The organism is Actinosynnema sp. NPDC091369 (assembly GCF_044757065.1).
GTDB lineage: Bacteria > Actinomycetota > Actinomycetes > Mycobacteriales > Pseudonocardiaceae > Actinosynnema.
Genome location: NZ_JBIVUG010000005.1, coordinates 254,364 through 267,595, shown reverse-complemented (window position 1 = coordinate 267,595; position 13,232 = coordinate 254,364). Strand labels below are relative to the sequence as shown.

The following is a 13,232-nucleotide window of genomic DNA, read 5'->3' as shown; positions in this document are numbered from 1 at the left end:
CGCAATTCCCGCGTCGATGACCCGTCGACCGGAAACACCCGCGCCCTCGCGGACGACCTCATGCGCGAATGCTGTGCCGGCGTGTCCCGCCGCCAAGACGAATCACGCCTCGACCAGCGCCGTCGGCCTCAAGGACGCCGCGCCAGCCGGACGAGCTTGAGCGCCAGGTGCAGCTCCAGCCGCGCGCCGCCGTCCGACAGGTCCCGGCCGGTCAGCTCCGCGATCCGGCCCAGCCGGTAGTACAGGCTGGTGCGGTGCAGGTGCAGCCGTTGCGCGGCCACCCGCACCTCGCAGCCGCAGTCCAGGTACACCTCCAACGTGCGCAGCAGCACGTCGGACAACCCGGCCAGCACCTCGTCCGGCGCCGCGCCGAGCAGCAGCCGGTACGCGCCCAGGTCCGACCACCGCACCCGGTCGGGCAACCCCGGGTCCAGCCTCGCCAGCTCCGCCGCCGCCAACGCCTGCTGGTAGGCCGCGCCCGTCCGGTCCGGCGGGTGCGGGTCGCTCACCCCGACGTGCCCCGGCAGGTCCGGCAGGGCGTCACCGGCGGGCACCGTGCGCACCACCCGCGGCTCCAGCGCCACCACCACCCGCACCGGCGTCCGCTCACCCGCGGGCACCTGCGCCGCCAACGCCGCCAACCGCTCACCCAGGTCCAGCTCCGGCACGTCGCCGAGCACCCACAGGTAGCCGACCAGCGCCCCGTTGTGCCGCAACGGGAACCCGACCCGCTGCTGGAACCCCAGCGCCGCGTTCGCCGGCACCCGCACCGGGCCCGCCGCGGCCGCGATGCCATGCTGCTCCTGCCACGCGGCGACGTCCGCCGGCACCCGCCGGGTCAGGATCGCCCGCACCCGCGCCGGGTCCACGTCGTCGGTCTGGGCGCTGTGCGCGACCACCCGGCCCGCCACGTCGTCCACCGACACGCCGCGGCCCAGCACCCGGGACAGCTCGTCCAGCAGCTCCTGCATTCCGACAACTGTAGGAACAACTCCAGTCCCCGGACGGTCGCCCCGCCCTCCGCCCACGCCCTAGCGTGCTCGGTCGTGACCAACAGCAGGATCGCACCCTGGGCCTCGCCGCGAGCGCAACGCCGGCTCGCCGACGTCGAAGCCTCCGTCTCCGCCGACCTGACCGCCGCCGGCGTCGCGGCCACTGTCAGCAAGGCGCTCGATGCGCACGCCACCCAGGTCGACGACGACGGGATCGTGCTCTACGCGGGCACCAACGTGCTCAGCCCCGCCGCCGCGGCGGCCCTGCGGGCGTCGGTCTCGAGCCGGCCGAGCATGGGCTGGCCCGGCGAGAAGTACCAGGTCGGCCTCGACCACCTGGACACCCTCGAAGTCCTCGCGCCGATGCTCGTCGCCTCCCTCATGGAAGGCCGGTTCGCCGAGGTCCGGCTGCAGAGCGCCACCCTGGCCAACCTCGCCGTCTACACCGCGTTCGCCCGCGCCGGCGACAAGATCGCGGTGCTGCCCGAGTCCGCCGGCGGCCACGCCAGCCACCACGCCCAGGGCGTGCCCGCGATCCGCGGTCTCACCGTGGTGGACCTGCCGTACCTGCCCGACGAGCTCGACCTCGACTACGACAAGCTGCCCGGCTTCCTGAAGGTGCACCGGCCCCGGATCGTGGTGATCGGCGCGAGCCTCATGCTGTTCCCGCACGACGTCGCCGCCGTGCGCGCCGCGGCCGACGAGGTCGGCGCGATCCTCCTCTACGACGCCTCCCACATGGCCGGGCTCGTGGCCGGCAAGGAGTTCCAGCGGCCGCTGCACGAGGGCGCGCACCTGATGACGTTCTCCACCTACAAGTCGTTCGGCGGCCCGTCCGGCGGCTGCGTCGTCACCCGCGACCCCGAACTGGCCGAACGCGTCTCGACCGTCGCCTACCCCGGCATGCTCGCCAACTACGACGCCGGACGCCTGGGCGCGCTCGCCGTCACCGCCGCCGAACTGGCCGAACGCGGACCCGACTACGCGCGGGCGTGCATCGCCAACGCCCAGGCGCTCGGCAGCGCGCTGGCCGACAACGGGTTCGACGTCGCCCGCCACGACGGCGTGTTCACCCGCTCCCACCACCTCGCGGTCGACGCCCTCACCCTCGGCGGCGGCGACGCGGCGGCCGTGCTCCTCGGCGAGGCCGGCGTCTACCTCAGCGGCATCGGCCTGCCGTGGCAGCGCATCGACGAAGGGCTGCGCGGCCTGCGCATCGGCACCCAGGAGATCACCCGCCGCGGTTTCACGCCCGAGCACCAACCCGCCGTCGCCGCCCTCATGCGCCGCGCCCTCATCGACCGCGAACCACCCGAACGCGTCCGCGCCGACGCCGTCGCCCTGCGCCGGGAGGTCAACGCCACCGCCGGCTGAGACGTTCGACCGTGGATGCGGGACACCGGTGGACCCGGCGGTATCGCGGTGACGGCGACCGGCATAGAGGACAGGAGTTGTCCGCGATACCGCCTACGGTGACGGGGTGACCGAAACGCTGACCACCCGTGCGTTGAACCGGGCGACCCTGCACCGCCAGTTCCTGCTGCACCGGGTCGACCGGACCGCTTGCGACGTGGTGGAACACCTGGTCGGGATGCAGGCGCAGGAACCGTTCTCGCCCTACTACGGCCTGTGGTCGCGCATCCGGTCGTTCCGGCCCGACGAGCTGGCCTCGCTGCTGCTGGACCGGCGCGTGGTGCGGGCGTCGCTGCACCGCGCCACGATCCACCTGGTCACCGCCGCCGACCACGGCCGGTTCGAACCGCTGCTGCGACCGTTCCTGCACCGCCGGTTCGCGTCCTCGCCGTTCGGGTTCGTGATGGACGGCCTGGACGTCGACGAGGTCACCGAGGCCGTCACCGCGCTGCTGGACGAGCCCCGCACCCGGCGCGAGGTCGGCGACCTGCTCGCCGCGCGCCGGCCCGGCCGCGACCCCAACGCCCTGGGCTCCGCGGGCACCTTCCTGGTGCCGACCGTGCAGGTCACGCCCCGTGCGGTCTGGGGGCGGTCCGGGGCGGCGAAGTGGACGACCGCCGCCCGCTGGCTCGGCCCCGCCGGACCCGCCGCGTCGGCGGAGGAGTTCGTGCGCCGCTACCTGGCCGCGTTCGGTCCCGCGTCGGTCAAGGACGTGCAGACGTGGGCGGGCATGAGCCGGCTCAAGCCCGTGGTCGAGGCGATGGACCTGCGCGTGTTCACCGACGAACGCGGCCGGACGCTGTACGACCTGCCCGACGCGCCGCTGCCCGACCCCGACACGCCCGCCCCGGCGCGGTTCCTGCCCGAGTTCGACAACGTGCTGCTCGGCCACGACGACCGCACCCGCGTCATCTCCGACGAGGACTACCGGCGCGGGATCATCATCGGCGGTAAGCCGACGCTGCTGGTCGACGGCTTCGTGCACGGCACGTGGAAGATCGCCGACAACGGGCTCGACATCGACGTGTTCCGACCGCTGACCCGTGCGCAGCAGGCCGACGTGGAGGCCGAAGGCACCCGGTTGTTGCAGTTCGCGGGCGTCGAGGGAGAGGTCCGGCTCTAGATTTGGACGATCGTCCAGTACGATCGTCCAATGACGGTTCGCCACCGGCTGCTGCAGGCGGCCACGGAACTCATCGCGGAGAAGGGCTGGGGCGCGGTCAGCACCCGGATGCTCGCCGACCGCGCCGGCGTCGGCTCCGGCGTTGTGCACTACCACTTCGACTCCACCCAAGCCGTGCTGGTGCAGGCCGCAGTCGGCGCGCTGCGCACTGCGGTGGACGGCCTCGGCTCCGTGCTGGACCAGGCCGACACACCGGCGGACGCCTTGGCGCTGCTGCTCGGCGCGCTGGACGGGCACGGCGGGCAGGAGCTGTTCACCGAGACGTTCCTCGCCGCCACCCGCAACGACGAGCTGCGGCACGCCGTGGGCGAGGTGCTGGCCGAGTTCCGCCGCACGCTCGCGGAGTGGCTGGCGTCCCGGGGCGTGCCGACCCCGGTCGACACGGCCGCCGTGCTGGCCGCCGCCGTGGACGGCGTGCTGCTGCACCGCGCCCTGTCGCCCGACCTGTCCGCGGCCGTCGTCGTGCCCGTGCTGGGACGGGTGCTGCGGTGAAGGTGCTGATCAGCGGTGCGGGGATCGCCGGGCTGGCGCTGGCCCACCGGCTCGGGACGCTCGGGCACGAGGTCGTCGTGCTGGAGCGGGCCGACGGGCCGCGCACCAGCGGCTACATGATCGACTTCTTCGGGCCGGGCTACGACGCGGCCGAGCGGATGGGCGTGCTGCCGCGCCTGCTGGAGCTGGGCTACCGGGTCGACGAGGCCGCCTACGTCGACTCACGTGGACGGCGGGTCGCGGGGCTGCGGTTCGGCCGGCTGGCCCGCGCGGTGGGCGGGCGGCTGGTGAGCGTCATGCGGCCCGACATCGAGCGCGCGTTCCGCGAAGACCTGCCCGCCGGCGTGGAGCTGCGGTTCGGCGCTCGCGTCGTCGGCGTCGAGGACGGCCCGACCGCCGTTCACGTGCGGCTGGCCGACGGCACGACGGCGTCCGGTGACCTGCTCGTCGGCGCGGACGGCGTGCACTCCGCGGTGCGCCGGCTCGTGTTCGGCGAAGGGCACGTGCGGTACCTGGGTTTCCACACCGCGGCGTTCACGTTCGACGACCCGTCGGTCCACGCGCTGGTGGCCGACCGGTTCTGCGTCACCGACACCACCGGCCGCCAGGTCGGGTTCTACGGGTTGCGCGACGGGCGGGTGGCGGCGTTCACCGTGCACCGGACACCGTCACCGGACCTGCCCGCCGACCCGCGCGCGGAGGTCGTGCGGGCGTACGGGTCGCTGGGGTGGGTGGTGCCGCGGGCGTTGGCGCGGATCCCGGAGGAGATCTACTACGACCAGGTCGCCCAGGTGGAGCTGCCGCGGTGGTCGTCCGGGCGGGTGGTGCTGGTGGGTGACGCGTGCGGCGCGGTGTCGTTGCTGGCCGGGCAGGGCGCGTCGCTCGGCATCGGGGGCGCGTACGTGCTGGCCGGCCACCTGGACGACCTGGCCTCGTACGAACGCGCGTGGCGGCCCGTGGTGCTGGAGAAGCAGCGGGTGGCACGGTCGGGTGCGCGCTGGTTCCTGCCCGAGTCGCCGTGGCGGCTGCGAGCGCGGCGGGTGGCGATGAGGCTGTCGACCCTGCCCGGCGTCGACCGCGTGGTGGCCACGAGCCTGGTCGGCAAACCGGTCATGCTCGGCTGAATCCGCGGAAAAGCCCGCGGACCCGGCCCTACGATCACGACATGACGGACACGCCGCAGACCGCACGCGAGGTGTCGCGGACCAGTGGGCGGTCCGCGGTGGGGGCGAAGGTCGTCGGCGTGCTGTCCGCCTTGGCCGCAGCCGGTATCGCCCTGTACGGGGTCGTGGTGAGCGGCTCGTGGTGGCTGTCGGTGATCATCGGTGTGTGCGGTGCGGTGGCGGTTCTCGTCGTGGCGGGCATGACCGTCGCCATTGCCCACGACGCCGGGAAGACCGCCGCGCTGGAAACCGCGGGGACGCGTGTCGAAGCGGACGTCGTCGCGGCCGAACGGGTCGAGGGCGCGGACGAGGTGGTCTACGAGATCGTGCTGCGCATCCCGGTGCCCGACGGCGTCACCTTCGACGTCGAGCACCGGTGCACCCACTACGCCTGCGCCGCCGCCACCCGGCGGTCCGCGACCACACGACCGGTGATCGTGGACCCGACGACCCGAGCCTGGGCCGTCATCCACTGACCTCGGGACGCCGCGGGCCCGCCGCTCGCACCGCGTCCAACTCCGCTTGCAGCCGGTCGAGCTGGCTTTCCGCGCGTTCGGCGCGGACCTGGGTCTGGGCGCGGGCCTGCTCCAGGGCGTCGAGGCGTTCGCGGGCGGCGCGTTCGACCTGGTCGAGCTGGCCGCGGTGGGTGTCGCGCTGGTCGGTCAGCTCGGCTCGGGCACGGTCGAGTTCGGCGCGGGCGTCCTGGGCCGACTGCTCGGCGCGTTCGGCCTTGACCCGCGCCTCGTGCGCGGCGTTCGCTTCGGCGCGGACGGCGGCCTGTGCCTGCTCGACGCTCGCCTTGGCCTCGGCGACGGCCTGTTCGACTCGGGCCCGTGCTTCGGCCTGCGCGCGTTCGACCTGCGCCTGCGCGTCCTGCCGAGCCTGGTCGACCTGGGCCTGGGCGTCCGCGCGGACCTGCTCGACCTCGCGCACGGCCTGCCGCCGGGCTTGTTCGGCGTGGGCGACGGCATCGGTCTTCGCCTGCTCCACCTGGGCCTGCGCCTCGCGCCGGATCTGTTCCACGGCCGCCGCGGCCTCCACCCGGATGGCGGAGGTCTCCTGTTCGGCCCGCAGGACGGCGGCGTCGGCCTCGGCCCGTGCGGCGTCACGCTGTTCGTAGGCGGAGGCGGCGTCGAGCTCGGCCTGTTCGGCGGCACGCACCGCGTCCTCGGTCGTCGCTTCGGCGGCCTGCCTCGCCTGCTCGGCGTCCCGCCGCCGCCGTTCCGCCTTCGCGACCGCCGCCTCCGCCTCGGCGACCCGCCGCGCCGCCTCGGCCTCGACCGCCTGCACCTGGCTCTCGGCCACGCTCGGGTCGGCGATCGCGGACAGCTCCGCCACGGCCCCGGTCAGCGTGGTCGACAGCTGTTCCGCCAACACTCGGAACCGCTCCAACAACTCTTCAGCCCTGATCTTGCCCGCAGTCATCCCCTGCGGGCCTTTCGTCACGGTGACGACCTCCTGCTCTCCCTCCGCCGCCTGCGCCAACCGCTGCCGCTCCCGCCACGCCCGCCACCGGGTGTGTTCCGGCAGGTCGCAGTACTCGGCCGGCCGTCCCGGCCCGCCGCCTCGAATCACCGGTCGCGTGCAGCCGGGGTAGTTGCAGGTCAACGCGGAGGTCTCGCTCGTCGTCACGACAATATCGTAGCAGAATAGCGTTATCACAAACGTTATTGGGCACAACGCAACGCTACGAACCGGGGCGATCCTCACTTCCGATAAGTGAACCTTATCGGAAGTGAGCTTGGCGGTCGGTTCGCCGCGGGTATACGTGTGACGCGCAGCGGAACTGTCAGCGCTGAGCTGGGCATACGCAGCAACATGTCAAAGCGTGCGCACGCCGGATGTCAGTGACCGATCCGGTCGATGTGAGCGTGGCGCTACGTCGGCCGCAGTTCGACCCGCCCCCCTGGCCTGGACTGGGCACAGCGGTGCTGCGATCTGTAACGGCGTTGTGGTAGGTGAAGGTCGTTAGCCACGCCGTGCTGCGCCGCCGCCCGCCGAGCACGAGCGGCAGGAGGTCTTCCCCGAGGCTGCTTCACGCATTCCCGATGGGCGGCCGTTGGCCCGCTGGCCAACGTTCAAGCACGGCACCTGCCGCTTCAGCTGGTGGTGTTCGCGACGCCGTATCTGGCTTCCATCATCAGTACGGCCTCGTCCACGACGTGTGCCATCGACGCGTCGTCGGGAGACCAGTTCATGAGCAGCATCCGAGGCCAGAAGACGTAGTTGGAGATCATCCCGAGGAACTGGGTCGCTGCCAGCTCCGTGTCGTCCAGCTTCGCCGTTCCCAGGGCGTTCTCGGTGTCGAGATAGCGGCGCACCGAGTCGAAGTAGGGCATCTTGCCGCGCTCGAAGTGGGCCTCGCCCAACTCGGGGAAGCGCGGCAGCTCGGCGATGACGATGCGGAACAGAGCGGCCATGCCGGGCCGGGCGAGGAGGGCGACGTACCGGCGGCCGATAGCCGTCAGGCCCGTCCGCAGGTCGCCCGTCGGTGGGCGGAGGTCGCCTTCGTCCTCGAGCTTCCAGGACTCCGTCACGATCGCGTCGAACAGCGCCGCCTTGGTCGGGAACTGCTTGAACAGGGTCGCCTTCGACACCCCGGCCACCTCGGCGACCTTGGCCAGTGACGTGCCGGCGTACCCGGCATCGAGGAACAGGCGGGTGGCGGCGTCGATGATGGCTGCCCGCTTCTGCTCGGCGACGCGCCGGTGATAGGTCGAGGGCTCCGTCGTCATGGACGCCATCCTACACGAGACGAGTTACTTGACTCACCATCCGCCGTGACCGTAGTCTGATGGCGAGGTGAGTCACTCGACTCACCAAATCAGGGAGGACCGCGTCATGGGACGCTTCGACAAGCAGACCGTTCTCGTCACCGGCGGCACCGGCGGGCAGGGCGCCAGCCACGTCCGGGCCTATCACCAGGAGGGAGCGAACGTCGTCATCGCCGCGCTCTCCGACGGGCCGGGCGCAGAACTCGCCGCCGAACTCGGCGAGCGGGCGCTGTTCGTCCGCCTGGACGTCACCGACGAGGACGCCTGGGTCGCGGCGGTCACCGAGACCGAACGCCATTTCGGGCCGATCGCGGTGCTGGTCAACAACGCCGGCGTCCAGAACCCCGCGGCACCGATCGAGGCCGTCGAGCGGCTGGTCTGGGACCGCATTCTCGACGTCAACCTCACCGGCACGTTCCTCGGCATCAAGGCCGTGACCCCGTCACTGCGCCGCAACAGCGGCGGAGTGATCGTCAACATCGCCTCCACGATGGCCCACGTCGGCACCGCGCTCTACGCGCCCTACGTCGCCAGCAAGTGGGCGCTGCGCGGGCTCACCAGGACCGCCGCGCTCGAGCTGGGCCGGGACGGCATCCGGGTCAACTCCATCCACCCCGGCGTCATCTCCACCCCGTTGATCAACGAGCCGATCGCGGGCCGGCCGCCCATCGCCGACTTCTACTCGCCCGAGCCGTACGCCATCCCGCGGTTGGGAACCCCGGCCGACATCACCGCCCTGCTCCTCTACGTCACCTCGGCCGACGCCTCATTCGTCACGGGCTCGGAGTTCGTCGCGGACGGCGGACTCCTGCTCGGCCCCGCCCTGCAACCCGACACGACGGCGGCATGACTGCATCACCAGTCGCCCTGAGCGCCCGTCGCCTCGCCGACGCCAAGGTGAGTCGATACACCCGTCCGTCATCACCCTGAGCGCAGCGAGGGGCCGGGGAAGTTCGAATCATCTCCGGCGGTGTCGGGTCCTGTCCGCGCCCGTGCTGCGTCGAGTGCCCTATGTTCAGGACCTCCAGAATCCGCCTCCATCTGCCCGGCGAGGCAACCTCTGGACGTGGCCTTCCTGTACGTGCCCAGGATCGGTGATCCGCTGCGGTCGGCAGCACTGCAGTCGTTGCAGGCCGGTCGCGATAGCAGGATCACGCCGAATCGTTCACCGACACTCCTGATGCGCAACGGCTGACACTTTCGGTGCGAGTCGCACTACGGTGCCGATGTGGATCTCTTCTCACGCACGTGGACGGCGTTGCGGGAAGTGGTGGCCGGGTTGGCGGACGAGGACTTCGCGCGGCCGTCGGGGTGTGCCGGCTGGCTCGTGCGGGACCTGGTGTGCCACCTCGTCATCGACGCACAGGACGTGCTGATCACCTTGGTGACGCCGGCCGACGGCGAGCCGACCCGGGACGCGATCACCTACTGGACCGTCACCTCGACACCACCGACCGGTGAGGACCCGTTGGACGCGTTGACCGTCCGGCTGGCCGCCGCCTACGGGGAGCCGTGGCTGCTGAAGTTCCACCTCGACGACGTCGGTTCGGCGGCGGGTCGGGCCGCGGAGCTCGCCGACCGCGCGGCCCGCGTCGGCACGCGCGACGAGGTGCTCACCGCGGGCGACTACCTGTCCGCGTACGTCATCGAGTGGACGTTGCACCACCTCGACCTCGTCGCGCACCTCCCCCACGCGCCCCGGCCGCCCGCCGAAGGGCTCGCCGGAGCCCGCGCCATGCTGGAGCGGATCGCGGGCACGGCGTTCCCGGCGTCGTTCTCCGACGCGGACGCGTTGCTGGTCGGCACCGGGCGGCGCGCCCCCACGGACGCGGAGGTGGCCGAGTTGGGTGGGCTGGCCTCGCGTTTGCCGTTCGTGCTGGGCTGATCGGGCGAGTTCCGCCGGTGATCGGCCTGGGTAACCGGCGGATCACCCCGTGGGAAAGGATGGCCCGCATGATCGTTCCCCTGGACCTCTCCGACGACGAGACGGTGACGGCCGTGCACCGGATCGCGCGGTTGTCGTACGCGGTCGAGTCGGAGTTGATCGGCAGCACGGCGATGCCCGGGCTGCACGAGTCGGTCGACGACATCCGGGCGCTGCCGCTGCGGTGGCTCGGCGGGTACGTCGACAACGACCTCGTGGCGTTCGTCGGCTTCGCGAAGGTCGACGGCGTGCTGGACATCGACCGGCTGTGCGTGGCGCCGAGCCACTTCCGGCTCGGGTTCGCCAGACGCCTGGTGGAGCAGGTGCTGGCCGAGGGTGGGCCGGCGATCGTGTCGACGGGTGCGGCGAACGCGCCCGCCATCGCGTTGTACGAGGGCCTGGGGTTCCGGTTGGTGGACACGGTGGTGGTGGAGGGCGGGCTGCGGATCGCCCAGTTCGGCCATCCGGGGTTGATCTAGCGGAGTCGTCGCCCGCCGGGGTCCGGGTCCTGGCAGGTTGAGGGAATGCCTGTGTTCGGTGGCCTCGACGGGGGCGCGGTGGTACGGGTGGCCGCGTGACGGGGCGCGGTGAACCGCCGACGCCCGACGGGGCCACCACGGTGGAGCAGCTGACCGAGCGGTTGCGGTCGCTCCAGGCGTGGTCGGGGATGTCGTACCGGACGATCCACCGCGAGGTGACCCGCGACCGCGAGGCGCGTGGCGTGCCCGAACACCCCGTGCTGAACACGGTCTACCGCTGCTTCCAGCCCGGTCGGACGCGCCTGGACGTCGACTTGGTCGTGGACATCGCGCGGTTGCTGCTGGGCGGTGCGGACGATGTCGAGCCGTGGCGGCACGCGTGCCAACTCGTCGCCGGACTGGCGGGCGCGGCGGCGATCGTCAGCGTGGCGGATTCCTGGCCGGACGACCCTGGAGCCTTCACCGGCCGGCAGGAGGACCTGCGCCGGATCCTCGAACCCGACGACGCCCGCGGCTGGATCATTTCCGGGATGCCCGGCGTGGGGAAGACGTGCTTGGCCGTGCACGCGGGTCACCTGCTGGCGGCCGAGGGGCGTTTCGCCGAGGTGCGGCTGGCCGTCGACCTGCGGGGCTACGACCCCGCTCGCCCGCCCGCCGACCCGAACGCCGTGCTGGACGGCTTCCTGCGCAAGCTCGGCGTGCCCGGTGAGCAGATCCAGCACCTCGGCCTGACCGGTCGGGCCGGCAGGTTCCGCGAGCTGCTGGCGGGTCGCGGCGCGCTGGTCCTGCTCGACAACGCCGCCTCCGCCGAGCAGGTGCGTCCCCTGCTGCCCGCCGACCCCGGCTCGTTCGTGCTGATCACGAGCCGTCGACGGCTGCACGACCTGCCCTCGGTGCGTCCCCTGTTCGTCGACGTGCTGCCCGGCGACGAGGCGGTCGACCTGTTGCGGCGGGCGGTCGGGGACGTCGTGGACGCCGAGCCGGGTGTCGCGGCCGAGATCGCCGCGCTCGTGGGTCACCTGCCGCTGGCCTTGAGCCTGGTGGCGGGTCGGATGCGGGCCGAGCCGGACTGGGCGTTGACCGACCACCTCGAACGGCTGCGCCACTACCGGCGCAGCCTGCGCCTGGACTCGGGGGTGGAGCCGGCGATCAGCCTGTCCTACCGCGACCTCGTTCCCGCGCGGCAGCGCGCGTTCCGGCTCCTCGCCCTGCACCCCGGCGCCGACTTCGCCCTGCCTGCCGCCGCCGCGCTCACCGGCGTCGACCAGGCGCAGGCCGGGGACGACCTGGACCACCTCGTCGCCACGAGCCTGCTCCAGCAGCCCGAGCCGGACCGCTACCGCTTCCACGACCTCATCCGCACCTACGCGAGCGGTCGCGCGCACGACGACGACCCCGCCGGCGCGCGCCGTGCCGCATCGGCCCGGTTGGCCGAGCACTACCTGCACACCACGGCCCTGGCCGTGGACCTGATCTACCCCCACGAGCGGGAGCGACGGCCGCAGCTCCCCCGGCCGGGGACGCCCGAGCCGCTGGCCGACGCGGACGCCGCCCGCGCCTGGTTGGACGCCGAACGGGCCAACCTCCTCGCCGTGGCCACCCACCCGGACCTGGACGGCGCGCTGCTCGCCGGGATCCTGCACCGGTTCCTGGCGGTCACCGGCCGCCACGCCGACGCGCGGGTGCTGCACGAGCACGTCATCGCCCGCGCGCGGCAGCGCGGTGACGTCGCCGCCGAGGCGCACGCCCTGCTGGACCTGGGCGAGATCGACGTGCGGACCGCGCAGTACGACCTGGCGATCGACCACGTGCAGCACGCGGTGGCGCTGCCGGACGGGCTCGTCGGACCGATCCCCGCGGCACGGGCGTTGCGGTACCTCGCCATGGCCAACCAGTTCGCCGGCCGTTACGAGCGGGCGACCGACCACTTGGAGCACGCCGTCGAGGTGAGCCGGGAGGCCGGTGACCGGACGGGTGAGGCCAGCGCGTTGGGCAACCTCGGTGTCGTGCTCCAGCTCCGCGGCCGCTACGAGGAGGCCGCCGCGCACCACCGGCGGGCGATGGCGGTGTTCGAGGCGATCGGCGCGGTGGAGGACACGGCGCGGGCGGTGAACCACCTCGGCACCCTGCACCGGCTCGCGGGCCGGTACGAGGAGGCGGGCGAACACCACCGGCGGGCGTTGGCACTGTTCACCGAGGTGCGGGCGCTCGAAGGTCTGGCGTCCGCGCACGACCACCTGGGTGTCACCGAACGGCTCACCGGCCGGTACGGGCAGGCGCTGGAGCATCACCGGGAGGCTCTGGAGTTGTCCCGGCGGATCGGTGACCCGGACGACGAGGCCCGGGCGTTGGACAACCTCGGTGACCTGTACCTGGTGACGGGGCGGCACGACCTGGCCGTGGAGCACCACGACCTCGCCCTGCGCCGGTACCGCGATCTCGGTGATCCGGGCGGGCAGGCCAAGTCGCTCAACGGGTTGGGCGAGGTCGCCCGCGCCACCGGTGACCTCCGGGCCGCGTTGGCCGCGCACGCCGAGGCGCACACGCACGCGAGCAAGATCGGCCACCAGCACGAACAAGCCCGCGCGTGCGCCGGTCTTGCCCGTGCCCACCAGGACATGGGTGACGCCGAGCGTGCGCGTGAGCAGTGGCGGCAGGCGCTGGCGCGGTACGACGAGCTGGGTGTGCCGGAGGGCGACGAGGTCCGCGCCCGCCTGTCCGCGCTCGGGGGCTGACCCCCGTTCGACATCGTTCGGGAATCGCCGCGGGCCACCGCGCCGGGGCAGGCTCGGCAGCGGGCCGACCAGGCCCC

General features: G+C 72.7%; 13 protein-coding genes. 10 read left to right on the top strand and 3 right to left on the bottom strand.

Features of this window, described 5'->3' with window-relative positions; all coding sequences use genetic code 11:
- Positions 1-128 precede the first annotated feature (128 nt).
- A complete protein-coding gene (locus ACIQMJ_RS21100; RefSeq protein ID WP_499762698.1) occupies positions 129-971 on the bottom strand; it encodes a helix-turn-helix domain-containing protein in 843 nt (280 codons plus the stop codon).
- A 75-nt stretch (positions 972-1,046) separates the two neighbouring features.
- Here ACIQMJ_RS21100 and glyA point away from each other — a divergent pair, with 75 nt between their 5' ends.
- From glyA to ACIQMJ_RS21075, 5 genes are all read left to right on the top strand, one after another.
- Complete coding sequence (gene glyA, locus ACIQMJ_RS21095; RefSeq protein ID WP_499762697.1) at positions 1,047-2,366, top strand: serine hydroxymethyltransferase; 1,320 nt, start codon at positions 1,047-1,049, stop codon at positions 2,364-2,366.
- Between the two features lie 106 nt (positions 2,367-2,472).
- Positions 2,473-3,528 carry a winged helix DNA-binding domain-containing protein gene (locus ACIQMJ_RS21090; RefSeq protein WP_499762696.1) on the top strand — a complete coding sequence of 352 codons (1,056 nt, stop codon included), beginning with the start codon at positions 2,473-2,475 and terminating at the stop codon, positions 3,526-3,528.
- Between the two features lie 30 nt (positions 3,529-3,558).
- Positions 3,559-4,080, top strand: a complete 522-nt coding sequence (locus ACIQMJ_RS21085) for a TetR/AcrR family transcriptional regulator (RefSeq protein ID WP_499762695.1) — start codon at positions 3,559-3,561, stop codon at positions 4,078-4,080.
- A complete protein-coding gene (locus ACIQMJ_RS21080) occupies positions 4,077-5,204 on the top strand; it encodes an FAD-dependent monooxygenase (RefSeq protein ID WP_499762694.1) in 1,128 nt (375 codons plus the stop codon). The genes ACIQMJ_RS21085 and ACIQMJ_RS21080 overlap by 4 nt, the downstream gene beginning before the upstream one ends.
- A 41-nt stretch (positions 5,205-5,245) precedes the next feature.
- A complete protein-coding gene (locus ACIQMJ_RS21075; protein ID WP_499762693.1) occupies positions 5,246-5,719 on the top strand; it encodes a hypothetical protein in 474 nt (157 codons plus the stop codon).
- On the opposite strand, the gene ACIQMJ_RS21070 is transcribed toward ACIQMJ_RS21075, so the two are convergent.
- Both ACIQMJ_RS21070 and ACIQMJ_RS21065 read right to left on the bottom strand, forming a co-directional pair.
- Positions 5,709-6,875 (bottom strand): hypothetical protein, encoded by a 1,167-nt coding sequence (locus tag ACIQMJ_RS21070; protein ID WP_499762692.1) that lies wholly within the window; start codon positions 6,873-6,875, stop codon positions 5,709-5,711. The two genes, ACIQMJ_RS21075 and ACIQMJ_RS21070, sit on opposite strands and share 11 nt — an antisense overlap.
- Positions 6,876-7,342: 467 nt before the next feature.
- Positions 7,343-7,978, bottom strand: coding sequence for a TetR/AcrR family transcriptional regulator (locus ACIQMJ_RS21065; RefSeq protein ID WP_499762691.1), 636 nt, complete (start codon positions 7,976-7,978; stop codon positions 7,343-7,345).
- A 106-nt stretch (positions 7,979-8,084) separates the two neighbouring features.
- Between ACIQMJ_RS21065 and ACIQMJ_RS21060 the strand changes: the two genes are divergently transcribed.
- From ACIQMJ_RS21060 to ACIQMJ_RS21040, 5 genes are all read left to right on the top strand, one after another.
- Positions 8,085-8,867, top strand: a complete 783-nt coding sequence (locus tag ACIQMJ_RS21060) for an SDR family NAD(P)-dependent oxidoreductase (RefSeq protein ID WP_499762690.1) — start codon at positions 8,085-8,087, stop codon at positions 8,865-8,867.
- A gap of 216 nt (positions 8,868-9,083) precedes the next feature.
- Complete coding sequence (locus ACIQMJ_RS21055) at positions 9,084-9,212, top strand: hypothetical protein (protein WP_499762689.1); 129 nt, start codon at positions 9,084-9,086, stop codon at positions 9,210-9,212.
- Positions 9,213-9,245: 33 nt separating this feature from the next.
- Entirely contained in the window at positions 9,246-9,902 is a 657-nt protein-coding gene (locus ACIQMJ_RS21050; protein WP_499762688.1) for a maleylpyruvate isomerase N-terminal domain-containing protein, read from the top strand.
- 68 nt (positions 9,903-9,970) lie between these two features.
- Complete coding sequence (locus ACIQMJ_RS21045; protein WP_499762687.1) at positions 9,971-10,420, top strand: GNAT family N-acetyltransferase; 450 nt, start codon at positions 9,971-9,973, stop codon at positions 10,418-10,420.
- Between the two features lie 95 nt (positions 10,421-10,515).
- Positions 10,516-13,155 carry an ATP-binding protein gene (locus ACIQMJ_RS21040; RefSeq protein ID WP_499762686.1) on the top strand — a complete coding sequence of 880 codons (2,640 nt, stop codon included), beginning with the start codon at positions 10,516-10,518 and terminating at the stop codon, positions 13,153-13,155.
- Positions 13,156-13,232 lie beyond the last annotated feature (77 nt).